At 47.1% G+C, this 23988-nt stretch carries 18 protein-coding genes; all 18 read right to left on the bottom strand.

Annotation, left to right across the window (positions count from 1 at the left end):
• Positions 1 to 205 precede the first annotated feature (205 nt).
• The 18 genes from MKZ12_RS24810 to MKZ12_RS24895 all read right to left on the bottom strand — a co-directional run bounded on the left by MKZ12_RS24810 (position 206) and on the right by MKZ12_RS24895 (position 23978).
• Positions 206 to 1072, bottom strand: a complete 867-nt coding sequence (locus MKZ12_RS24810) for an SMI1/KNR4 family protein (protein WP_339257287.1) — start codon at positions 1070 to 1072, stop codon at positions 206 to 208.
• On the bottom strand, positions 1069 to 5901 hold the full coding sequence (locus MKZ12_RS24815; protein ID WP_339257289.1) for an RHS repeat-associated core domain-containing protein: 4833 nt from the start codon (positions 5899 to 5901) through the stop codon (positions 1069 to 1071). The genes MKZ12_RS24810 and MKZ12_RS24815 overlap by 4 nt, the downstream gene beginning before the upstream one ends.
• A 188-nt stretch (positions 5902 to 6089) precedes the next feature.
• The gene (locus MKZ12_RS24820) at positions 6090 to 9584 is read right to left on the bottom strand and encodes a DUF5704 domain-containing protein (RefSeq protein ID WP_339257291.1); all 3495 of its coding nucleotides are present in this window, start codon (positions 9582 to 9584) and stop codon (positions 6090 to 6092) included.
• Positions 9585 to 9589: 5 nt separating this feature from the next.
• Entirely contained in the window at positions 9590 to 10840 is a 1251-nt protein-coding gene (locus MKZ12_RS24825) for an S-layer homology domain-containing protein (protein ID WP_339257293.1), read from the bottom strand.
• 551 nt (positions 10841 to 11391) lie between these two features.
• The gene (locus MKZ12_RS24830) at positions 11392 to 11529 is read right to left on the bottom strand and encodes a hypothetical protein (RefSeq protein WP_339257295.1); all 138 of its coding nucleotides are present in this window, start codon (positions 11527 to 11529) and stop codon (positions 11392 to 11394) included.
• Between the two features lie 169 nt (positions 11530 to 11698).
• Positions 11699 to 12007: a DUF6809 family protein gene (locus tag MKZ12_RS24835; protein WP_339257297.1), complete on the bottom strand. Its 309-nt coding sequence runs from the start codon at positions 12005 to 12007 to the stop codon at positions 11699 to 11701.
• A gap of 139 nt (positions 12008 to 12146) precedes the next feature.
• The gene (locus MKZ12_RS24840) at positions 12147 to 12326 is read right to left on the bottom strand and encodes a CopG family transcriptional regulator (protein WP_339257299.1); all 180 of its coding nucleotides are present in this window, start codon (positions 12324 to 12326) and stop codon (positions 12147 to 12149) included.
• 520 nt (positions 12327 to 12846) lie between these two features.
• The gene (locus MKZ12_RS24845; protein ID WP_339261519.1) at positions 12847 to 13365 is read right to left on the bottom strand and encodes a SecY-interacting protein Syd; all 519 of its coding nucleotides are present in this window, start codon (positions 13363 to 13365) and stop codon (positions 12847 to 12849) included.
• A gap of 384 nt (positions 13366 to 13749) precedes the next feature.
• Positions 13750 to 14001 (bottom strand): hypothetical protein, encoded by a 252-nt coding sequence (locus MKZ12_RS24850; protein WP_339257301.1) that lies wholly within the window; start codon positions 13999 to 14001, stop codon positions 13750 to 13752.
• 332 nt (positions 14002 to 14333) lie between these two features.
• Complete coding sequence (locus MKZ12_RS24855; protein ID WP_339257303.1) at positions 14334 to 14891, bottom strand: hypothetical protein; 558 nt, start codon at positions 14889 to 14891, stop codon at positions 14334 to 14336.
• A gap of 2 nt (positions 14892 to 14893) precedes the next feature.
• On the bottom strand, positions 14894 to 19696 hold the full coding sequence (locus tag MKZ12_RS24860; protein ID WP_339257305.1) for an RHS repeat-associated core domain-containing protein: 4803 nt from the start codon (positions 19694 to 19696) through the stop codon (positions 14894 to 14896).
• Between the two features lie 12 nt (positions 19697 to 19708).
• Positions 19709 to 20068: a WXG100 family type VII secretion target gene (locus MKZ12_RS24865; protein ID WP_145153643.1), complete on the bottom strand. Its 360-nt coding sequence runs from the start codon at positions 20066 to 20068 to the stop codon at positions 19709 to 19711.
• A 12-nt stretch (positions 20069 to 20080) separates the two neighbouring features.
• Complete coding sequence (locus MKZ12_RS24870; protein ID WP_150364197.1) at positions 20081 to 20356, bottom strand: WXG100 family type VII secretion target; 276 nt, start codon at positions 20354 to 20356, stop codon at positions 20081 to 20083.
• On the bottom strand, positions 20357 to 21166 hold the full coding sequence (locus MKZ12_RS24875; protein WP_339257309.1) for a hypothetical protein: 810 nt from the start codon (positions 21164 to 21166) through the stop codon (positions 20357 to 20359). It lies immediately after the preceding gene.
• Between the two features lie 21 nt (positions 21167 to 21187).
• Positions 21188 to 22546: a hypothetical protein gene (locus MKZ12_RS24880; RefSeq protein WP_339257311.1), complete on the bottom strand. Its 1359-nt coding sequence runs from the start codon at positions 22544 to 22546 to the stop codon at positions 21188 to 21190.
• A gap of 38 nt (positions 22547 to 22584) precedes the next feature.
• Complete coding sequence (locus tag MKZ12_RS24885; protein WP_076210973.1) at positions 22585 to 22866, bottom strand: EsaB/YukD family protein; 282 nt, start codon at positions 22864 to 22866, stop codon at positions 22585 to 22587.
• An 18-nt stretch (positions 22867 to 22884) separates the two neighbouring features.
• Positions 22885 to 23634 carry a vWA domain-containing protein gene (locus MKZ12_RS24890; protein ID WP_145153652.1) on the bottom strand — a complete coding sequence of 250 codons (750 nt, stop codon included), beginning with the start codon at positions 23632 to 23634 and terminating at the stop codon, positions 22885 to 22887.
• Positions 23635 to 23708: 74 nt separating this feature from the next.
• The gene (locus MKZ12_RS24895) at positions 23709 to 23978 is read right to left on the bottom strand and encodes a WXG100 family type VII secretion target (protein WP_017692347.1); all 270 of its coding nucleotides are present in this window, start codon (positions 23976 to 23978) and stop codon (positions 23709 to 23711) included.
• Positions 23979 to 23988 lie beyond the last annotated feature (10 nt).

Genomic DNA, 23988 nt, shown 5'->3' on the forward strand with positions numbered 1-23988 from the left:
ATAAAACCTTGAACGCTTAAATCAGCACTCAAGGTTTTATTACGTATATTAACAGTAATTTAGATGCAGGCGATTCATTTATAATAGTTTACAATTAGAACAAGCTTATAGTTAATGCACGTCTACTAATTCCTCTTAAATATTTTCGTTAATTTGACTTACCAAACAGATTTGCAATTTTATCTATTTCGTATCGGAGTATTAATCAGAATTTTTTGATCATTTTTTTTAAATTCTTTATAAAAACTCGGAAATTCAATCCAACATTATAAATAAATTCCTCATCAAATTCTTCATTTGCATCCCAGTAGAATATACCACCATTTCCACTGATTTTTAACAAGATCTTCCCTCCTTCAGCAACTTCTCCGATAACTATAAATTTTTTTGGTATTTCTCCTTCATATTCGACTAAATTCCAATGTGCTAAATCGTATCTTTTATTTTGGTGAATTCCATAAAATGCTTCTAAAGGAATTGCTTCATTTAATTCTTCTACAATAACGAGACTCAAATGTACAATTGGGGTACCACCATTATACTGACTGAGGAAAACTCTATAATCTTCTGGTAACCTAAAACCCATCTCAATCTCCAATTTACTTATCATTTGTTCCGTAGCTTTTTCATAATCTTGTTTTAAATTTATTGAAGGATTCAATTCTATAGTTTTTAAATATTCCTCATATTCCTTTATGAAAAGAATTTTTTCATCGTCTGCAAGTTTATACGGACTAAACAACCATGATATATATTCGAATCGTCTACTTTTCGTCATTTCATCCCACTGAAACGGCTTATTTTTAATCATTATTGATAGAGATCTGGACCAGATCCATTCTTTTTTTTTCTCTAACCACTTCTTCCAACTTTCTATTTTATAGGGGTCTGTTTCAGACTGTAGACGCACTAAAGTATCAAGTAAACGTGAAGCTAACTCAGCTGAAATAGGACTCGCATTCATTCGCGAATCTGAAGAGGTCAAACTGAATTTACTTTCCATTATTAAACTGTTAAGCATAAGTAGCTCGGATTCTTTAACAATTGTCATCCCATGTTCTGAGTCATTCATTTGAAGTCATTCTCCTTTACTGTAAAATCAGCATGTTTTCCATTCTTAATAGAACCATTAAATATTAATTCATTATCCTGCGTTTCAACACCTATCCTATCATAAAAATCATTTTTCACTTTTACTTCTACTCTATGTGTGATAACTACGTCCGGTCTTTGACCAGCAAACAATACAGCATTAGCGTCTTTTGAAGGAACTTTCTGATCTGTAAGATAAACTTTACCATTTTTCGCACGAATAACTCCTGTATCTGAGATAGTCTTAGCTCCCATCTCGTCAGTATAATGATACAATGTATTGTCACCATCACCGCGGAGCATGCTTCCTTTGTTATCTCCAGCTGTCGGTTTATCTAAGAATTGACGATCGCCTTTAGTTTCCCACTTGCTTAACCCCAGCGGATCGAAATAATTCACCGGGTTCCCGTTCACATACGCATACCGGTTAAACGTCTGCCCATCCTGAATGTCTCCGCGAATTACGTCCCGGTTCAGGAACCGCTTCAGCTTCGGATCATAATACCGTGCTCGCATGTAATACAATCCGTTGGCATCCGTCATAACCCCATCTCGACCATTATACGCAAATGGCTGCTGGGTTACTCCTTCATGCTGCTCCAGTTCACCGTATAAACCATACGTATAGCGGTCTGTCACCCGGTTTTGTTCATCCGTCAGCAACGTCGTACTACCGCGCAGATCGTAGTGGTAACTCAGATACTTTCCATCGGCATCTTCGCGTCCAATTAGCCCCAGACCATAGATGTAACGGGATTTCACATGCCCTTCCCCGTCCATCTCCATCAACACCCGGCTCAGTTCATGTGCATCGTCGATCACATAGCGGGTCACTTGCCCTCGCTGCGCGAGTTCAATCCGGTCTCCCTGCGGGTTGTAGCGATATTTCAGTTTCCCTGCCTTCACCAGACGGTTTCGGGCATCGTATTCGTAGGCCGAAGCGGTGTTACCATCCGTTGCATACAGCAGATTTCCGTTGGCATCGATCTCCACGGGATAGTCTCCTACCCGCTGAAGCCGGTTATCCCAAGTGTAGTGCAGATGCTGCGTGGGTGAAGTACTCGTGAATCCCGTTTCACATGTCCCTACTTGTTCGGTTGTCAGGTTTCCGGATGGGTCATACGTGTAGTGTACAACACGACCTGGTTCGGCGCCACTGCGTAGGCGCTTCAAGGTATCATACGTGTACTGTTTGTTTTCTTCCTTCAGCAGCAAGCCGCTGGGGCTGTATGCGTACTTGAATTGCTGTAAACGAATGCCTTGTCCGCTCGTATCCGTCAGGCGAGTCAGTTGGCCTGCGGCATCGTATTCCCGTTGCTCCTGACTGCCGTTCGGGCGCCGGGTGTCGATGAGCTTCCCGCTTGCATCATAGCGGTACCGGGTCAGGCGACCGTTCCAGTCCTTCACTTCAGCCAGCTCACCCGTGGCTTGGTAGCGATACTGCACCACTTTGCCATCCGGATAGGTCAGTGCCGTCATCCGTCCTGCCGCATCATACGCATATTGCAGGAGATGACCAAACCCATCGGTTCGGGTGAGCAAGCGTCCTGCCGCATCGTAGGTTCGTTCCTCATGCTGCTCGGCTTCGAGCACACGGGTCACCTGTCCATCGGGCGTGTAGGTCAGCACGATTTCGCCCGCTTCATCCGTGGCACGGATCAGGCGGCCCGCGGCATCATACGTGTACCGGGTTTCCTGTCCCTTGGCATCCAGCTTGGCACTTAGCCAGCCGCGTTCATCATACGTATACGCCGTCCGTGCACCTGCCGCATTTGTTTCCTGCAGCAAGCGACCACTGCGGTCATAGGTTAGACGGGTCTCGTTTCCACTGGCATCGGTGTAGCTCGTATTCCGATCTTCCCCATCCCATGTCTGGCGATAGGTCACTTCATCTGCGCCTTCGCCCTGAATCACTTCGGTCAGGCGGTGTGCGGCATCGTAGCGATAATGGCGGGTATGCCCATCCGCGTCAGTATCTTCGACGCGTTGATGGAGAGCATTGAACCGCAGCCGCGTCATGTGACCGAGTCCATCCTGCCATGCCACGGGGCGTCCTGCGCCATCATAGGTCAGTTGCTGGACCGTCCGACCTTCGCCATCGATGACGGAGATGAGGCGACCTGCACCATCATAGTGATACCGCGTAACATGTCCTAACGCATCGGTCACAGTCTGCAATCGACCTGCGGCGTCATAGGATAACTGCGTGGCTTCACCGAGTGCATTCGTTTCGGCAATCAGGCGATTTTCGGCATCATAGATATATTGCCGGGTGTGACCAAGCGCATCGGTGATGGTCGCCACTTCCCCGTTCGGCGTATACGTATACTGCATGGAGGCTCCAGACGGACGCGTCTCCCGAGTGCGCTGCCCACTGGCATCATACATGGTCTGCCACGTTAGGCCCAGCGGATCGGTGATGGACGTCAGGCGATCTGCACCATCGTAGCTCCGGCGACTCACGCTTCCCGCGGCATTCTTCAGTTCGACCAGTCGGCCTGCTTCATCCCAGCCCACCTGTAAACGTCGACCTTCCGGATCGAGCGTATGCTGCAGTTCGCCTGTCTCGCTGTAGGCATAGGTCCAGATGGCTCCCGTGAAGTCCTGGTACGTGGCGGTTTGTCCAGTTTCGGTGTAGGTCCACTTCGCTGTACTGCCATCTGGACGGGTCACTTCGGTCAGTCGTTGTTGTTCATCGTACTGGTAGGTGGTTACGCCACCTTCGGCATCCGTTTCACGCGCGACTTGATGGTGCACGGTATAATGATATTCCGTTTCATGACCCAGTGGGTCAATTTCCCGGATCAGATGTCCTTCTTCATCGTAGATATGCGTCGTCGTTTCACCCAATGGGTTGGTGACACTGGCCATCTGCCCTTGTGGCGTGTAGGTATATCGAGTAATCCCACCATCTTCAGCATGTACTTCGAGGAGCTGCAAGGCATCATCATGTACGAGTGTTCGTGTCTGACCCAGCCGATTGGTCACGGTAGTCCACGTCTGACCCGGATGGCTCTCGGTATCATACGCCATCCGCCCTGCTGCACCGGATGGATCGGTTTGCGCAATGATTCGGTGTTTCTCGTCGTAGGTATTGGTAAACTGAACAACGCCGGCTTCGCTCAGCGACATCAGACGCCCTTCGCCGTCATGGGTCATTTCCGTGATCGTACCGTCCGGTTCAGTTAGACGCACCAAGAATCCTGCGTTATCATAGCCAAATGTGACTTCACGCAAGGCATCTCTGACCGCGGCAAGGTTTCCTTCCGCGGTGTAGTCCAGTGTCAGCGCACGTCCCGTGACCCGGTCCTGCAACTGCTGGAGTTTTCCTTCTTCATCATAGACCAGATCAAGTGACAATCCGTCCTTGTTGGTGTGACGAAGCAGTACGCCATTGAGATCGAATTGGTACATCTCGCGCGGACTACGGGCTGTATAGAGCCACCCCTGCTCGGTGTAGGTCAGCTCGTCAAGGTTCACATCCAGGTCATCACTGCGATAAAGGCCGTCCCCTTGGTGTGTAAATCGGTTTTTCCGTCCCGGTGTCCAGCAGACATCCACGATGGGTTGGAATGCATTGCTAGCTTCGGCTTCGGTCTGGGAATTCTTCGGAGTGATGTCCAACCGCAGACCATATTGATGTGTCCAAGCCGGGCCTAACTCTCCCCGCTGCAACAGTCCCGAATGGTAGATCAGGGTGAAGGGCCAGTCGGCTGCCCCGTGCAGCGTCAGCAGACGGTGATTCATAAACTGATGACCGGTCGCTGCGTGAATCGGGTCCTCCACTTTACTTTCCGCATGTGATTTTTGAGGATTCTGCGTTTCGGTAGTTCGCCCTGTAGAGGGTTGATGTGGCGAAGAATTAACATCCTTCGACTTGGGCGCCCCTGGTACCTCTGCCCCTTTCGGAGCGTTACCTCCAGGTGTCTTCTTTATCATCGAAGCGGCCGCTGCAGAGCCCGTCCCCGCGGCTGTTCCTGCTGCAGCCGCTGCTTTCTCGGCATCGGTGAGTCCTGTATCGTGACGTGTGGACCCGGTATCGCTTGGCGCATCGTCTGCTTTGCCCGTTGGTTTGTTACTGGTCATCGGCGCGTCACCTGTATCCCTGGAGCCTGCGGGGGCTTCGCCTGCCTTGGTCGACTTCGGCGTCGCTCCGGCCATATCCTCCCCGGCTTCTCGGGTCGAGTTCCCGGGCACGCCCGCCTTGTTGGTGCTCGTTGGCACGGCGTCAATCGCTTCATCCGCGTTGCGACCGACGGTTTTTGCTGCATCTGCAGCGTCATCCGCATGTTTCACGGTTTTTCCCGTCAGTTCCAGCGCCTCATCCGCATACTTGAAGAGGGAAGCGGCCTTATTCGCCCCTTTCCCGAGCGGCCCCAGCACGGAAAGACCCCGTTCATACCATGCGAGCTTCTCTCCCGTGAGTAGATCCCGACCCGTAATGGCCTCGATGATCCCTTTCACATTGCCGACGACAGGCAAGAAATCCAGCACGGTTCCCAATGCAAAGGTGAGGAAGCTCGCCAGCTTCCCCCAATTGAATTTTTTGCCCTCACGATCCGCTTGTTCATACTCTTCCCGTTTGCGTCGGGTCAACTCCGACAACAGTTCCAGCTTGCTTTGCAAGCCGTCCAGTTCCCGCATCAGGTGGGTGAATGTGCTTTGTACCCCACCTTGGCTGAGGGTTTTATAGCTTAGGCTGTTCATGGACCGATTCAGGTCCGCACGCAGATCCCCCATCTCATCCGCGGCTCCGTTCAGACTTTTTGAGGTCCGCTTCAGGTCAGATAGGCTGACTTCCAATTTCATGGCTGTTCCTCTTTTCTATGTACAATGGCGTTGCAATTCATTTTTAAATTGATACTTCGCACTTTACTTTGCTCATCGTTCTAAATAAATGCGGTATACCGTAAGGCATACCGCAAATGAGTCTACAGTGTTCTCTTTAAAATACGACCTAGACTATATCCCACTATTTCTCACTTCTATATCTGAAACTAATGCGGTACCTGTGCACTGAAATCATCCCGGCTGGAGCGATCCGCATGGTAAAAGACCACGTCTCCGTCCCGCAACGTAAAGCTGTTTCCGTAGCTATCCTCTACCTTACGTTGGAATCCTTCTAGCAACCATTGATTCATCAGCGGTGCATGGATATATTGCAGATGCGGTGCCGCGAGATTTCCCTCTCGAATGGACTCAAAGTTGAAGTTAACCACGATATACCCATCCTTCAGGAAGATTGGCGATTTAGCATCCAATCCGCCATGCGTACGTCCATACTCCGCCAAGTTCGTTCCCGCTTGCACCACATAGGGTTCGGCGGGTAGACTGTATTCCCCGTACCATTGTTGAATGGCTGCATTCGCACGGAGGACATCGGCGCTGGCGGTCGTGGGAATATTCGTTTTCGGACCGATAAACGTTCGCAACTGTTCTGGCATCAAGAGTAGGCTGTATCGGCCTACGGGCGTTTTCATTTTCGTGAACTTGTCTCGATAGTACTCTTGGTACGCTCGTTCACTCATCATCCCTGGATGGATTTCACCATATCGGTTGTATTTGTACGTCGCTGTATCTCGTAGTTGCTCGGACGGCACTTGACGTAACCGATCGTTTAAAATCACGAATCGCTTCACTTGATCTTCTGTCGAACCGATGCGAATAAAGTTCCGCTGATTGGTGGAGTAATACAGATCAACAGGCACACGCATATTGCCATCCTTACTCACAAAATCAAAGGTTGGCGTGAGACGAATGCCGTCTCGTGGGCCAAACATGTTGCCTTTCGTTTTAAAATCAAACTTGAAGTGATATCCCGTCTTCACCGCCACATTCTGATACCCTTTCAGGGGGTGACTGCCCGGGCGAATCGGGACGGTAAACTGGGGTTTGTTCCCCCGCTTGTCTCCATCGATATCCTGCGTGCCGGTCCAGTAACTGATCCAGGTCGGCGCAAGACTATTTTTGAAACGGCGGAAGACAAGCACCCAGTTATAGTCCGCGATATCGGTAATCTCAAAGTCATATAGTCGCCCAATGACCTCCACAGATACTTCGTCCGAAGCCGCGTGGTAGTACAGATCTGTGTTGGCATCGGGCTGGGCGTCAATCTCCGGCTCGGTACTAAAATGCGATGGGGCATTTTCAGCGATATTCCGGAATTCCACCTGGTAGTCTCCTTCATCCACCCACACGGGCAGATAGAAGGTCGTATCCAGCACCGGGACCTGAACATCGATCCACGTATTTCGTGGATAAAATTGCGTTTGGTCGGCACTATACACATCAAAAGGAAACCGCACTTGTTTGATCCGATAATATTTGGCGTAATCCCGATCGCCATATCCCGGGTAGGACCCCGCATCCAGATGTTGTCCGCTGGTCGGGATGCGAACCGTGAACGGTCGCTCCAAAATGAGCGCAGACCGGTTCATGTTCGGCACCGTTTTCTGGTTATGCGGCTGATCATCCGAAACGAGCGAGTAGTTCACGACTGGGGTATGGACGGTGACGGGGTTAATCGGATCGACTGGAAAGGTTTTTCCTCCACTACCTCCCAAGGTGGTTGGATGGAGGGCATATTGGATTTTCCCTGTGGACTCCGTATCCGCTTTATTCAAGAGTGTCCGGGGAATCAACAGCTGATCTTCATACAGCACCTGCTCCCCGGTATTTTTATACGAGCCGATCTTCGTTGGTGCCGGGATTTGCGTCGGATCCGGTCCGTTTTCAACGACGGTGCTACCATCCATGACGTTGGTCGTCGAACCCTCCCAGGTAAAGTCCAATGCATCATTTTTCACATCGGGTGGACCCGTTTGACCCTCGGCCATGCCTTTTAATAATCCCTCATCATTCGGAACGGGTAAGGGTGTATACCCAGAACTCGCCAACACCTCGGGAACGTAGCTGATCTCACCCGTCTCCTGCGGCATGACATGAATCTCCACATCTTCGTCATGTTCCATCTCTAGCTCCGGCGGTGTATATCCCTGAGGCCAGAGTGTAATTCGACTTCCATCCGGGAGAGCATAGTTTTCCATTTCAGCCTGCTCAATCGAATACAGTTCGACGTTATTGATGTTCCAATAGCTATAGTTTCGGTCAAAGCTGAACGTGTACTTCACATCAACCGTATCCGAATCCTCGGTATCGGGTTGCGGGATAGACGTACCATTCGGTCCTGGCAGGTTAGGCTGCTTCACTTTCCAGGTCCGGGCATATGTAAGTTCCGCGGTACAATCATAGGTTATGGTACCTTGCTGTTTTCCAAAGGTATGCTGGAACAAATAGTTCATCGCCCACGTATTGGCATACAAGTGCTCCGAAGTCGGGATCCCGCGCGTGGCATCAAAATGAATTCCATTCGTTGGATCATCCGCCAGAATATGCCCTTGGGCACCTGGTTCCATAAATGCAGTTTGTGGTGAGGCTACTTCATTGGGTGGATTGATGGTATATGTACAGCCTGCGACTCCCCCTGGTGGGGCTGTCCCATCACCCACCGTGACTTTTAAGTAAGCTATAAGATCGTATTTATATGAATCGTCGCTTTTCCAACGAACAGAAATTGTAGCGGTTCCCGGGCTTACCCCTTTAATCTTTCCACTTGGGTTCACCTCAACGATACCTTCCTGATCTGATTTCCATTCCACACCCGAACGAGTGGAGATATCTACCCAGTTTCCAAATTGCTTAGCTCCATGACTCATCGTAGCCACTTCACCTTTGAGATTGGCTTCTTCATCTATGGCTAATCGTTGGGTTCCCGTAAGACGAATTTTCTTTTGCTCAGTCCACTTGCCTCTCCATGTAATAGTCAGAGGAGTAAGATATAATGTACTATGTTTCATTTGCCCTTGGTTGTTCTTGCCATAATCATCAGTATACTGGGCTTCGTACAAACTTGAACTCTTTTTTCCCGTATCTGATATTAACGTCAAAGCTGTTTGGGATTCATCAAGTATCAAATTAGTAATTAACGATTTTTGCCCTTGAACTCCTGTTGTTTCAGCTTTAACGATATGAGGGTTGGGCACAGTTTCCCGAGAAACTTTTGTTCCGAATTTATCTCGATATTCATCTGGTACGTATGCTGAGTTTCCTGCCATTTGAATTTGATCTCTTACTTCTGAGACAATTGGAGCTGGGATCCCATTATAGATGACATTTGATGCTTTCACGTCTCCAAATGAGGACTCTGCAATCCACTCCAAACTGTCAATTTGATACCAATATACACCAGGATTTGCCTGTTTTATTCCTTCAAAAATTCTTACGACCTTTTGGTAACCTGTTGGCCCCTTTGGTAGTGCTACAGGATCATCCAATTTAATTAATTCCATATTATCTTCCGCATCTGGACTCACAACCACCACTTTTTGGTTGGTTTGACCATTGGCCGCGTTAGCGAAACTTCCATTAATCAGAATTAACATAGCAACGATACTAACAATAATAAAAAATACATACACTCTCGTTTTCTTCATTCGAATCATCTCAGTGGAAGGCTAAAGGAGGCGCTAGTTTTTTTATCAACGGTGAAAGACTTCCATGTTTCACTTAATGACCCATCTGTTGTTCGTTTTAAAAGAAATTGCATCCAAAATGTTCTTGGAGTTTCCTTCTTGAAGAAACCCGAATTTACATACTCTTCTACAGGTAGATTGATTATTCCAAAAGTTTCTACTTTTCCGCTTTTAAAGTTACTTACCGTTGTAAAAATACCAGCTACCGCTTGGTGGAATGCCAAATTTCTTAGATTGTCCCCAGTAGGTATCACAGTTACTTCCAAAAAGACATCATAATATTCGTTATTCATAAAACCATAGTCTTGGTCTATAAACATCCTACCATAAAGATTTCGAATATCCGTCTTAGAATATGCATCGGCTACAATCATCCGATGCGGGATCAGGGTGCCTAAATTATTACGTAATTTAACCGTTTTACCGACAATTCGGTCAAAACTTGCAATCGTACCGTCTTCGTTTTTCAGATAAACATACGGCGTAGCAGAAGTCAGATTCGTTCCTGTCAGACCTACCTCCCGCATTTCATTCAGATCGCTATACGACGTTGCCTTACTTTCCTGCACCTGTTCGTAACGTGATAAAATTACAGCCGCCTCTGCTCGTGTGGTTGTTTTCCCTGGACCAAACGTGCCGTCTGGGTACCCGCCCATTAATCCAGTTCCCAATACTACCGAAACATAGGGATAGGCTGCTTTCTTCAACCCACCCTTGTAATATTCTGCCACAGGCACCAGCGTATTCTCTGTATCCTTCAACGCTTGCTTGTAATCTTCATCCTGAGCTGCAAGTCCTGAGCTGAGCCACTTCGCCATTTCCTCTCGTGTCAACGCCGTGCCTGGCTTAAACCCATTCGGATAATCCGAAGATTTCAGAAAACCAAAGGATACCGCACGATTAACTTCTGCCTCACTCCAGTGCCCTGTCAAATCCTTAAACACATTAGTTTGCTCCGTTTCCGGCGTCCCTTTAGCCACTCGGGCTAGCAATGCTGCAAATTCCGCACGTGTTACTGTCGCTCCAGGCTTAAATGTACCGTCACTATATCCTTTGAAATAACCTTTTGCTACCGCTGCATCGATAGATGCTTTCGCCCAATGGCTCGTAGGTACATCTTTAAATGAGGCAACGGCTGCTTGACTGGTGTTTCCGGTGAAAGGAAACATTCCAATTACCAATGCACCGCTTAATATGAGTTGTGTTACTTTTTTCAAATCGTTCACGCTCCATTTTTTTTTCTGTGGAACCTCCATGCCTATGTACCTTTTTCCTTGAATCTACTTTTTTGCTATCATCAAATATATAGGACTTATTTAAATAAAATAGTTCACTAAGCAATATATCCCATTCTATTTCCATGAATATTTTACCATAACACATTGCCTATTCAGAGGTATTAAGACTTATTCAGCCTTGTAAATACCCCTGATCCACATATAATGCTTCCTAGCTTTCTAGCATTTTTTTTAAATATATCTCCATGAGAATGCATTATCTCTGTGGTTAAACTGGTCATATATCATATAGAAAAATACTACTGTGAAAACGATGGGGGTATCAGGGGAGCACCCCTGACAAGCGAATTTGGGAGACCAAATACAGTGCTTGCCACAACACAAGAGAATCTTTTTGTGTTGCTTTTGACATTTACCAGCCGAGAAAAAAGAGAAGCGAACAAGCAGCATCTTGCCTTCAACGTTACCCAACTTGCCGTTAGATGGGCTGAAGGCTACTGCTACATTCACTTCTCATAATTAATATTCATCTAATCACGGTACATCATCATTTCTCTGGCAATCGCCTGAGCATAGGTCTTATCTTGGAAATGAACCGTAAGCTGTTCTTCCATGTCATTTTGTTGCTTTAGATGCTCTCTACTGTACTCCTTGGCAAATTGCTTCATATCACCTTGAATGACAAGCTCCGCAAATGCATAGGATTCAATTTCCTACATCCATCTTAAACAGGGACGCGCCGCTGGATGCATTTCTATTGAATTCCCAATTTCATAGCAAGGATAGCGGTAAATGATTCCATCCGAATCCACAACCGTCAAAATATCATTATTATCGTCATAATGGCATGCCCAAAGTTGCATCAGGAACCAACGCCTCCTTGTTGCCCATTACCTCAATAAGCAGGTGCGCTCCAAGCCTGAGCCCATGTAGAAAGGCAGCTTCCACATGCATACTATCTGCGCTGTCACACAGATCGAAATATTCTTCTAACTCACGAAATACTTCCTCTCCTAATCTTTCACGCCATTGCTCCGTCTGCGCAGCCACTTGTCTGCTTATTGAACAGTATTCTGGTTGAGATGGAACAATCACCCCATCGGGGTTAATTTGTCCGCGGTACAGGGCTTCCAATATGGTTTTCATATTCATCCTCCCATTTATTATCATCGCATCGCTTGAATGAGATTCCTGCACATGGTAGGATATTTATGCAGTCTGCTTATTAAAGCGGTTGCGGGATAGGAAGTGGCATTGTTCTTCGTCGGACGCGCCGCTTCCTTCTTTATTTTTGGAGCTCGTCATACACCTTTTCAATCCCTTTGCGAATAACATCGGAACGGGTCGTTTGGAGCTTTTCGGTGCAAGCATCCAACTTGCTTAAAACCTCTTGATCTGCACGTACTCGAATCAATTCACTTTTGGGATTATCAGACGGTGGACGCCCCATCTTTTTGGACGACATTGCTTCACCCCACTTTTTCGTGTCCACAACAAGTATATTAATGTAGCAACAAAAAGTCAACGTAAATAACCTGCCGATAAACAGCTTTTTCTCGGCAGGTTATTTATTATAGAACATGAAACTGCTGTCTTATGTTGCTGCAAGCACTGAATTTGGATATCCAAATTAAATTGTTAGGGAGTTTGCCCCTAATACCCTGTCATATGAATACCAATTTTCTAGAGAAAATAAAGTTTTAAATTGGCAATTGAGATTCACCTCACAAATCGGCAGCATTCATTAAATAATTATAAGACTGACGATGGGCAGGTAGAGGGATAGCATAAGAGTAGGACATCCCCTTTATCTGAAAATTTTGGTCTTGGTAAACACAATTTCTCCAACAAGCCTGGATGTCCTTCTTCTGTCTGCCTATTCGATAAAAGGTCTAACGATTTGACTTAATTCCATTTGTCCGAAAGTACGTTTTTTACAAGACTCAAGTAACTTAATTAAGAGCAAACAATGATAATTTGAATATTTATTTTTGTAATCGTAGAGTTACAATTAATTGCTCAATGCCCTCTGAAATTACTTCAAATGATTTTCGTTCGAAATCCTCAAGTTTGACTAACCCATTCTGATTATCAACCACAACAATAAGCCCGTTACCCTCTATCCCTATAGGAATGTGCTCGAGTTTGTTATCGTGGTTGTGCTCGTATCCCACAAGTAAGTTGAAGTAAGATTCTATATCTGTTGTTTGCTGTACAGACTCTAGTTTTATATAATGGTCAGTAATAAAACCATCTAAATCTGCAAACCAATACGAATTGAAATACTCAATGACAGATACATGCATTCTAATGCCTAATTTTTCTTCTAGTGAGCTAAAATCATAAATTTCTTTTTTTTCGACAGGTCTCCAAGAGATATAATCATCCTCGTCAACTTTTCCATAATAAATAAGAGATTCTACGTCTTTATCAAATGGTGTTTTAAATAAAAAATCTAATCTTCCTTCAGCGAGGGACTTCCTTAATAAAAAATATTGATTCATCGCTTTTTTTATGGACACATATATCACCCTTTACTTATTTAAGAGTCTTTCTAGCATTTCAGCATATTTGCTATCACTACCCCAAGCTAAAGCGTTTTCCTCTCCCTCACTATCGCCACAGGGTAATCTAAAGTTACGAGTAAAATTGAATAAAACGTAAGAAAGCGAACATAACAAAAAACAGGTCAATCATGGTGATCTCTTACCATAATCAACCTGTTCGTTATTTAGGTTTATAAAATTAAAGCTTCTTATGTGCGTACAACCGAAAAGGGATGGTGTATTTGTGTTATTGGGTGGATGATAAGTTCATACGGCACTGGGTAGCCCCACCAATGAAAAAAACCTTGAAAGGCACGAAGTTAATCAAAATTTTCATTAAGATTAAGATTCAAATGTAGTTCTATCGGGGAAATGTCCATTTTCCCTAATGAAACAAACTGATAACCTTTGTGCTGCTCTATCGAAATAAAATTTTGTTAAAAAGTTCGGGTCAGGAATCGGGTCTAATTCGGCAAACTTCCTCGTTATTTTATTTAATTCAATTCTCCCCATAACAATCTCATTCGGACCAAATTTATAAACAACCTTTTCCTCATCTTCCATTTCCTTAAGTAACAAAACGAATGAAGCCAATATATGTCGCCTCCTTATTATGGATTCCACGGACGACCTGATTCTAAAGTTTTATCTTGTGTCTCTTTTATTCGTATTGAGTATTCATTTAATATATAATCCATTTATCACCATTTAAACTGTTCGAAGACACGCTTTAAATAAATTTAAGTTTACTTCATAATAATGTTAAGAGGTAGAGTCAGTTTCCATCTAAACGAAGTTTTGCGAATGTTTTGCTCATTCCAATCACTCGCTGTGCCAATACTTAATCATATGAAGTAAACGTAGGGGCACGTTTTTTTGAGAGTGTCCCCTACGTTTATGGATGTCCCTATACCAAGTTGATAATCCTAATTCGGAGATGGATCCCATACATTGTCTTGATAAGGCCATTCCCATAAATCTATATATAAACCTGTTTCCTTTATTTGATTTATTGCATCCTCACAGATTATTGAACTTCCTATATCCATATAATAATCATAGGTGAAATTCAGGAAGAACTCATTTCCGCATCTCAGTTGACAAGTAATATCTTCTCTCATACCCAATCTAACAATATGCTCAATTTGTTTACCTGAAAGAATAGCTCCATCTACTAGAGAATAATATAAACTTATTATTTCTGCAGAATAACATTCCGGATATTTCAGTGTATGTCCCAGGAAGAGCTCTTCTTTTAGTTTATTTATTAAATAAATCTCCAATTCATGAACCTGGATACTGCTAGTATAGATTTTCACCGCTTCAACATACTTATCTTCAGTAAATAAGTAATCCTCTGCTGTAAATTCTTTCCCCTCATAATACTGACCTATATCAATTATTGAGGTCCATGTAGGTATTTTTGATTTTTTCTCTTCCCCCTTTTTTATGGGAGGATATTTTCTAACTTGCCAATAATCCATTTTCAATCTCCAATACGATTTAAATTTTTGTCATAAGTCCCTGATCTAGTCTCTCTACTCATCAAGTCCTCTATCGTTTTAGCAACTTTCCATACACCACCATTATCAGTACTTCCTGTACTCTGCCTTGGAATATCTCTTGTTATATATACGCCCTTTTCTTTTGAATAGAAGACTGCTGCTTTTGCTCTGCCCCCAGTAGTTTTTTCAAAACCTAGAATATTGGCTGCAACTTCTGCTTCCTTATCAGTACGATAAGGTCCATTCGGTGGAGTTGTTTTTGCAGAAGGTGTCCAATCTCCTGTTTTATTATTGTAATCATTTGTTCTTTGAGCTTTACGCTCGTAGTATCCACCGTAGGGATCGGCAGTCTCACACTTCATCAACCCTAACGGATCAATATAACTCACCGGGTTCCCGTTCACATACGCATATCGGTTAAACGTCTGTCCGTCCTGAATCTCCCCGCGGATGACGTCCCGATTCAGGAAACGCTTCAGCTTCGGATCATAGTACCGCGCTCGCATGTAATACAGTCCGTTCGCATCGGTCATAACCCCATCTCGACCATTATACGCAAATGGCTGCTGGGTTACTCCTTCATGCTGCTCCAGTTCACCGTATAAACCATACGTATAGCGGTCTGTCACCCGGTTTTGTTCATCCGTCAGCAACGTCGTACTACCGCGCAGATCGTAGTGGTAACTCAGATACTTTCCATCGGCATCTTCGCGTCCAATTAGCCCCAGACCATAGATGTAACGGGATTTCACATGCCCTTCCCCGTCCATCTCCATCAACACCCGGCTCAGTTCATGTGCATCGTCGATCACATAGCGGGTCACTTGCCCTCGCTGCGCGAGTTCAATCCGGTCTCCCTGCGGGTTGTACCGATACTTCAGCTTGCCTGCCTTTACCAGACGATTTCGAGCATCGTATTCGTAGGCCGAAGCGGTGCTGCCATCGGTCGCGTACAGCAGATTTCCGTTGGCATCGATCTCGACGGGATAGTCTCCTACCCGCTGAAGCCGGTTATCCCAGGTATAGTGCAGATGCTGCGTTGGCGAAATGCTCGTGAATTCCGTTTCAGATGTCCCTACTTGTTCGGTTGTCAGGTTCCCGGATGGGTCATACGTGTAGTGTACAACACGGCCTGGCTGGGCGCCACTACGCAGGCGCTTCAAGGTATCATACGTGTACTGTTTGTTTTCTTCCTTCAGCAGCAAGCCGCTGGGGCTGTATGCGTACTTGAATTGCTGTAAACGAATGCCTTGTCCGCTCGTATCCGTCAGGCGAGTCAGTTGGCCTGCGGCATCGTATTCCCGTTGCTCCTGACTGCCGTTCGGGCGCCGGGTGTCGATGAGCTTCCCGCTTGCATCATAGCGGTACCGGGTCAGGCGACCGTTCCAGTCCTTCACTTCAGCCAGCTCACCCGTGGCTTGGTAGCGATACTGCACCACTTTGCCATCCGGATAGGTCAGTGCCGTCATCCGTCCTGCCGCATCATACGCATATTGCAGGAGATGACCAAACCCATCGGTTCGGGTGAGCAAGCGTCCTGCCGCATCGTAGGTTCGTTCCTCATGCTGCTCGGCTTCGAGCACACGGGTCACCTGTCCATCGGGCGTGTAGGTCAGCACGATTTCGCCCGCTTCATCCGTGGCACGGATCAGGCGGCCCGCGGCATCATACGTGTACCGGGTTTCCTGTCCCTTGGCATCCAGCTTGGCACTTAGCCAGCCGCGTTCATCATACGTATACGCCGTCCGTGCACCTGCCGCATTTGTTTCCTGCAGCAAGCGACCACTGCGGTCATAGGTTAGACGGGTCTCGTTTCCACTGGCATCGGTGTAGCTCGTATTCCGATCTTCCCCATCCCATGTCTGGCGATAGGTCACTTCATCTGCGCCTTCGCCCTGAATCACTTCGGTCAGGCGGTGTGCGGCATCGTAGCGATAATGGCGGGTATGCCCATCCGCGTCAGTATCTTCGACGCGTTGATGGAGAGCATTGAACCGCAGCCGCGTCATGTGACCGAGTCCATCCTGCCATGCCACGGGGCGTCCTGCGCCATCATAGGTCAGTTGCTGGACCGTCCGACCTTCGCCATCGATGACGGAGATGAGGCGACCTGCACCATCATAGTGATACCGCGTAACATGTCCTAACGCATCGGTCACAGTCTGCAATCGACCTGCGGCGTCATAGGATAACTGCGTGGCTTCACCGAGTGCATTCGTTTCGGCAATCAGGCGATTTTCGGCATCATAGATATATTGCCGGGTGTGACCAAGCGCATCGGTGATGGTCGCCACTTCCCCGTTCGGCGTATACGTATACTGCATGGAGGCTCCAGACGGACGCGTCTCCCGAGTGCGCTGCCCACTGGCATCATACATGGTCTGCCACGTTAGGCCCAGCGGATCGGTGATGGACGTCAGGCGATCTGCACCATCGTAGCTCCGGCGACTCACGCTTCCCGCGGCATTCTTCAGTTCGACCAGTCGGCCTGCTTCATCCCAGCCCACCTGTAAACGTCGACCTTCCGGATCGAGCGTATGCTGCAGTTCGCCTGTCTCGCTGTAGGCATAGGTCCAGATGGCTCCCGTGAAGTCCTGGTACGTGGCGGTTTGTCCAGTTTCGGTGTAGGTCCACTTCGCTGTACTGCCATCTGGACGGGTCACTTCGGTCAGTCGTTGTTGTTCATCGTACTGGTAGGTGGTTACGCCACCTTCGGCATCCGTTTCACGCGCGACTTGGTGGTGCACAGTGTAGTGATATTCCGTTTCATGACCCAGTGGGTCGATTTCACGGATCAGATGTCCCTCTTCATCGTAGACATACGTCGTCGTTTCGCCCAGTGGGTTGGTGACACTGGCCATCTGTCCCTGCGCCGTGAAGGTATAACGAGTCATACCGCCATCTTCGGCATGCACTTCGAGGAGCTGCAAGGCATCATCATGCACGAGGGTGCGTGTCTGCCCCAACCGATTGGTCACGGTAGTCCATGTCTGACCCGGGTAACTCTCGGTATCATAGTGGAAGTAGAATTTGCTTCCTGCCGCATCCGTCTGTTCGACAATTCGGTAAGAAGCATCAAAGGTGTTCCTGAACTGGAGAATGCCGCTCTCCGTCAGGGAGACCAAGCGTCCAGCCTCATCCGAGACCAAGTCGGTCACTACACCACCCGGCTCGATGACCCGAACTAGTACACCCTCCGGGTTATATTCAAATGTTACGCGACGCAAGGCATCTTTTACTTCTTTCAATTCGCCTGTAGCAGTATAGTCCAGATGCAGAGATCGCTGGGTTGCCCGATCGGTTAGGGTCGTCAGGCGTCCCGCTGTCTGATAAGACATGTCCAGGGTTAGGCCACTGGATTGCGTGTGACTGAGCAGTTGTCCTTCTTCAGTAAATCGATAGATCTCACGCGTCTCACGCGTTGTCAGTTTCCAACCCTCATCTTCCCGTTCGAGCACATCCCAATACACATCGAGATCTGAACTTCGATAGGTTCCATCGGCTTGATGGATGAACGAGTTGTGACGTCCTGCTGTCCAATAGACGTCAACGGCAGGCGCGTGCTCAGTTGAATCTTGGATTGAAGAATGAACATGCAATCGCAGTCCATATTGGTGCGTCCAGGCAGGTCCCAGTTCCCCTCGTTGCAGTAGCCCTGAGTGGTAGATCAAGGTCAAGGGCCAATCGGTTGCCCCATGCAGCGTCAGGATATCATGGTTCATAAACTGATAACCGGTAGCCGCATGAATCGGATCACCTGGACAGCTTTCTTTGTTGGATTTGGTTACATTCTGCGTTTCGGTGGTTCGCCCCGTAGAGGGAGATTGCGACGAAGTTTCGATATCCTTCGACTTGGGCGCCCCTGGTGCCTCTGCCCCTTTCGGAGCGTTACCTCCGGGTGTCTTCTTTATCATCGAAGCGGCCGCTGCAGAGCCCGTTCCTGCCGCCGTTCCTGCTGCGGCAGCTGCTTTCTCGGCATCGGTGAGTCCCGTATCGTGACGTGTGGACCCGGTATCGCTTGGCGCATCGTCTGCTTTGCCCGTTGGTTTGTTACTGGTCATCGGCGCGTCACCTGTATCCCTGGAGCCTGCGGGGGCTTCGCCTGCCTTGGTCGACTTCGGCGTAGCTCCGGCCATATCCTCCCCGGCTTCTCGGGTCGAGTTCCCGGGCACTCCCGCCTTGTTCGGGCTGGTCGGGATCGCATCGATCGCATCATCGGCGTTGCGACCGACGGTTTTGGCCGCATCTGCAGCATCATCCGCATGCTTCACGGTTTTTCCCGTCAGTTCCAGCGCCTCATCCGCATACTTGAAGAGGGAAGCGGCCTTATTCGCCCCTTTCCCCAGCGGCCCCAGCACGGAGAGTCCTCGTTCGTACCATGCGAGCTTTTCTCCGGTGAGTAGATCCCGGCCCGTAATGGCCTCAATAATGCCTTTGACGTTACCAACGACAGGCAAGAAATCCAGCACCGTTCCCAATGCAAAGGTGAGGAAGCTCGCCAGCTTCCCCCAATTGAATTTTTTGCCCTCACGATCCGCTTGTTCATACTCTTCCCGTTTGCGTCGGGTCAACTCCGACAACAGTTCCAGCTTGCTTTGCAAGCCGTCCAGTTCCCGCATCAGGTGGGTGAATGTGCTTTGTACCCCACCTTGGCTGAGGGTTTTATAGCTTAGGCTGTTCATGGACCGATTCAGGTCCGCACGCAGATCCCCCATCTCATCCGCGGCTCCGTTCAGACTTTTTGAGGTCCGCTTCAGGTCGGATAGGCTGACTTCCAATTTCACATTGCTTCCCCCTTATTTCTTCTTCGCAGCAGCAGCGGCTGCCGCTGCGGCCGCTCGTTGTCTTTCGCGCTCCTGACGCTCACGTTCCTGGCGTTCTCTCTCTCTGCGCTCTTCTTCAAGATCTTCCTGCATGAACTGATTGGCTAACGCTTCCAGTCGTCGTGCGAATTGTTCCATTTCATCCGCAGTCTGTCTCATCCGTTGAGTTGTGTCCCTGAAATCATCCATAAAGTGTTGATACACTCTACCCTTCCAGATCATGGACTGTACATTACTATTAATACTGGAGCGTTCATTCTCCAGCTTGTTGCTGTTGCTGCGTAATTTGGAGGCAATGCTCCGCAGTTTACCGACGTCAGGCCGAATTGGCATATGTACATCTCCTTACTTTATTGAATCTGCCTTACTGAATCTCTCGGAAATGGCTTTAAGCTCGTCCCCTACATCCTTCAGTACAGTTGATACACTTTCCAGCTGGACATGGGCATCTTTGTAAGAGGAATAGAAACGCTCTTGGGATTTCCCCTCCCATTCCCCGGTAATTCCATCGATCAATGACTTCAACTCTCTGGACAAAGCTATACTTTCCTGACTGCTGGCCAGAAATCGGGTAGCAATCTCCTTAATACGTTCAGGTTCAATTTTGATACGGTCTGCCATTTATTTGACCCCTTTCCCATCCAGTTTTTCGATTTGATCCGCAAATCGTAATAACGCTTTTTTCAATATCGCCGGCTTGTATGGCTGGAATTGAAGCGTACCCTCCGTCAATTCAACCGCTAGATACAGCTTGTCTCCCCATTGCGCATAGTGATAATCCTCCTGATGCCACATCAGTCCATGCCTCTTCATAAACATCATGGAACCTGAACGTTCCCCATTACTAAAGATGTCTAAGGCAAGCTCTGCCTGTTCTTCGGTATACCCTGCTTGAACTAGTCTATTATGCTGGTCCACTTCGCTAAGTTGATTCCATTGTTCCCAAGTGCAATCTTTGATGACAACCTTTTTGGCTGCACTTTTATATTGAAGTGTCAGTGGAAAGAACCCTTTCATAGCTTCTAACGTTAACTGGGCATCTGCCACAGGAACAAGGACAATGCCTCCTGATTCATCTACTGTTTGTTCAACAACGATTCGAGGAGTGAAATAATAGTGACCTGCGTATTTCCCAGTGCCTTCGATCTTCTTACTCACATGCATCACATCAGCACTGCCGCATGCAGCAATGCAATAGGCGAGCATTTCATTCATATCATAGCCAGCCCCCTCTTGCTTCGGAACCAGATATCCTTTCTCTACAAATGTCTTTTCAATCACTTTATATTCCGCTTCCAATTCATTAGCCAGATACCCGCGATAAGGATCATCAAAGTTAGCTATATGACGGACTCCTACCAACTGAGTCAAGAAGAAAAATTCTTCAGGAGAGAGTTGGAATGACCACTCTTCCGTTAATTCATTTTCCAAGATAAAGCACTCCTTCAATCACTATTTAAATAGACCAATAACATAAATAATTAGTGCAAAAACCAGCGCACCCACTGAAGCACCTATTACATAGATCCACATACGGTCATAGGTGGACTGTTTATTCTGTTGGATCAGTTGATTCCAGCCTTTTTTTACGAGGGTCTGCTTAGGTTCAGGGTTAAAGACCGTCTGATCTATGCCCTCTTGCACCTGCTCCATGGCAATGGAGAGTTCAACATGAAATGGAGAACGATCGTTAAATTGCTCAATCAGCTTGCCATATTCCCAGAAGGCCGATGTCAGATTCCCCTGACGTTCCAATTGACGGGCGTGTGCCAATTGATTCTCTTGGGCATGACTCAAAGCATTAACAGCATACTCACTCGGCAAGTGATTAGATTCATCTACTGGTTGCTCCAACTCTATTATTATTTCAGATGTTGAAACCGCCTCTTGCTCCACGAATTGCTTCGCTGAAGCCAGTGCAATCTGCCACTCGCCAAAGGTTGGGCATTGCTGTAGTTGCTCTGCATTCCACAATCGGTCCAGCAACGCTGCTACTTCAGGGCCATACTGCTGCTCAAGTGTCGCTTGAAGAAGTACATAGCGCTCACTTTGTTGCTGGATTTCTTGTGGATCGAAATAACTATCTCCCCACGCTTGTTTACATATGTCTGTACTCGACCAAGCCAGCATCTCGGCAAGCAGGATTCCACCAGCAAATCGATCCGCAAGAGGACTCCAGTCCCCATACTCTCTAAGGAAAGTTGCGGTATATCCCGTTGCACCCTCTGGCAAATTATCGGGTTCCTCCAATTGCTTGGCGTACATTCCTTCCACATCAACTAATTCAACAGACATGTCCTCCGCCTCTTGATTAGGGCCCACGATCAGCAGATTAGAAGCTGACAAGTCGGCATGGGCTATGCCAGCTTGCTCCAATACAGCCATGGTAGATACCAAAACCATTGCCAATTTCATTGATTGCTCGCGAGATAGTGCTTCTCGGCCAAGCATTAATTCACTCCATGTCACACCATCAATCCATGGCATATGTGCACCGTAAAGTAACTCGGGATAATGTCCGAGCAACTCCATATCTTCTATCGGATTCAATATCGTTCGTGACCATACGCTAAGTCCTGAGTGGACTGTGAGATCTGCCATGAGCTCTGTTAACTTCATGACAGAGGGCTGCCGGAAGGCTGGACGGAACACCTTCAAGGCGCTGTTTTCTCCCGAGCTGTTAATAAGCTTGTATACTGTGCCTTCCCTGCCCTCCTGACCATAAGGCATGCCTTCGAATTGAGGGTGCTGGACCAGTCTGTAAACTTCGTTTCTGATTCGTAGTTCTGTATTTATATCAGGTGGAAACACAATTCTTGCTCCCCTTTGCACAAAAAAATGATTCGAAATTATATTGTTGAGAAGGAGTTAACCTGCTCAATGCGCAGATAGCTTCCATCCATTGCTTTTACATCCTCCAGAGACTGCTGAAGGTCCATGCTATTCCACTCGCTTCCATCACTGCTAAGATAGTAGCGATAGTTGGATGCTTGAAACGTAAGGGCCATACCTTCATTTAATCCTTTGAGCATGGGTTCAAGTAATTCATGCAGAGGTATCGTATTAGGTAGCTCTATATCTGTCTTTTTACCAGTAGCATCAATAATTAAGGTCAATAATGTTCGATCCATATGTTCTCCTCCTTATGGTTACATCGGGGTAGAAGCAGACATCTGCAGCCCTAATGAAATTAGGTCTTTACTTGTACCAGGCAGCATCATAAGTGCACCCTTCTGAATCGAATATCCGGATTCCATCATCATTTCGCGATAGCTTTCGGGTACAACCGAAGACATTCGTTTTAATTTCTCCGAATAAGGGTCCACCACGAAGGAATCCGGCATCATACCTTTCCATGCTCGTGTATCGCGAATCCGGCTAGTGGAAGCATCCTCTGTAATAAAAATATTTTCGACCAGCACTTGTCCATCAGGGACAGACATGGTTTTGATCCGTTCAACAATCGGTTCAGGATCTTCCCCTGTGTATATACCATCTGTCATATGACAGATCAGAGGGGCAGGGCAGTGCTCCATGTTACGAAGTTCAGACTGAATAATCTTCTCCGCTTGTTTGAATGCCTTCGCCGTGTCTGTGAATCGTTTCGGATATAGCGGTGGCAGACTTCCACGATTAGCGATACGATCAATTGATTTAACACCATCTAGTAGATCGTAGACTTCATCGCTGTAGGCAAGAATCGCAATCCGATAACGAGGAGACACTTTTGATCCTTTGGTTGATCGGTAGACGATCTGGCGAATAATCGTCTGAAGTCCCTCGTTAACGATATCCATCCTCCGTTGTCCCTCAAGCTCAAGCGTCATGGAGCCACTTATATCAATTAAATAGATTAGTAGAGCGGGGGTGCTTCCCGTCGCATGTACTGAATAACTCATAAGAATTACCTCACATTTTCATACTCTGGATATAGAAAAAGCCAGGTAAGTTTACCTGGCTTCTTATGTAACGACTACTGTTGGTCTGCTTGTCTGAAACGATCTGCAATGGATTTCAATTCTGTACCTACTGCACGAAGCATTTCAACGTAAACTGTCATGTTCTTTTTATCGGATTCGTATCTATTATAAAATCCTTGGGAGGTCATACCTTCCCATCCTCCTTGCAAGGATTGCATCAAGGAGTTCAACTGTTGAGCCAGTTGCTCACTTTCTTGCGCTCCTTGGTCAAACTTCGATGCAGCGTTATCCATCTCTTCAGGTGTAATCTGAATCTTTGCCATCCTTATCTTC

This window comes from Paenibacillus sp. FSL R5-0713 (assembly GCF_037973325.1).
GTDB lineage: Bacteria > Bacillota > Bacilli > Paenibacillales > Paenibacillaceae > Paenibacillus.

Excerpts from the sequence above, each read along its gene's own strand:
- MKZ12_RS24810 (WP_339257287.1), bottom strand. The coding sequence starts at position 1,072 with ATGAATGACTCAGAACATGGGATGACAATTGTTAAAGAATCCGAGCTA.
- MKZ12_RS24815 (WP_339257289.1), bottom strand. The coding sequence starts at position 5,901 with ATGAAATTGGAAGTCAGCCTATCTGACCTGAAGCGGACCTCAAAAAGT.
- MKZ12_RS24820 (WP_339257291.1), bottom strand. The coding sequence starts at position 9,584 with ATGAAGAAAACGAGAGTGTATGTATTTTTTATTATTGTTAGTATCGTT.
- MKZ12_RS24830 (WP_339257295.1), bottom strand. The coding sequence starts at position 11,529 with ATGAAGCAATTTGCCAAGGAGTACAGTAGAGAGCATCTAAAGCAACAA.
- MKZ12_RS24835 (WP_339257297.1), bottom strand. The coding sequence starts at position 12,007 with ATGAAAACCATATTGGAAGCCCTGTACCGCGGACAAATTAACCCCGAT.
- MKZ12_RS24840 (WP_339257299.1), bottom strand. The coding sequence starts at position 12,326 with ATGTCGTCCAAAAAGATGGGGCGTCCACCGTCTGATAATCCCAAAAGT.
- MKZ12_RS24845 (WP_339261519.1), bottom strand. The coding sequence starts at position 13,365 with ATGAATCAATATTTTTTATTAAGGAAGTCCCTCGCTGAAGGAAGATTA.
- MKZ12_RS24855 (WP_339257303.1), bottom strand. The coding sequence starts at position 14,891 with ATGGATTATTGGCAAGTTAGAAAATATCCTCCCATAAAAAAGGGGGAA.
- MKZ12_RS24865 (WP_145153643.1), bottom strand. The coding sequence starts at position 20,068 with ATGCCAATTCGGCCTGACGTCGGTAAACTGCGGAGCATTGCCTCCAAA.
- MKZ12_RS24870 (WP_150364197.1), bottom strand. The coding sequence starts at position 20,356 with ATGGCAGACCGTATCAAAATTGAACCTGAACGTATTAAGGAGATTGCT.
- MKZ12_RS24885 (WP_076210973.1), bottom strand. The coding sequence starts at position 22,866 with ATGGATCGAACATTATTGACCTTAATTATTGATGCTACTGGTAAAAAG.
- MKZ12_RS24890 (WP_145153652.1), bottom strand. The coding sequence starts at position 23,634 with ATGAGTTATTCAGTACATGCGACGGGAAGCACCCCCGCTCTACTAATC.
- MKZ12_RS24895 (WP_017692347.1), bottom strand. The coding sequence starts at position 23,978 with ATGGCAAAGATTCAGATTACACCTGAAGAGATGGATAACGCTGCATCG.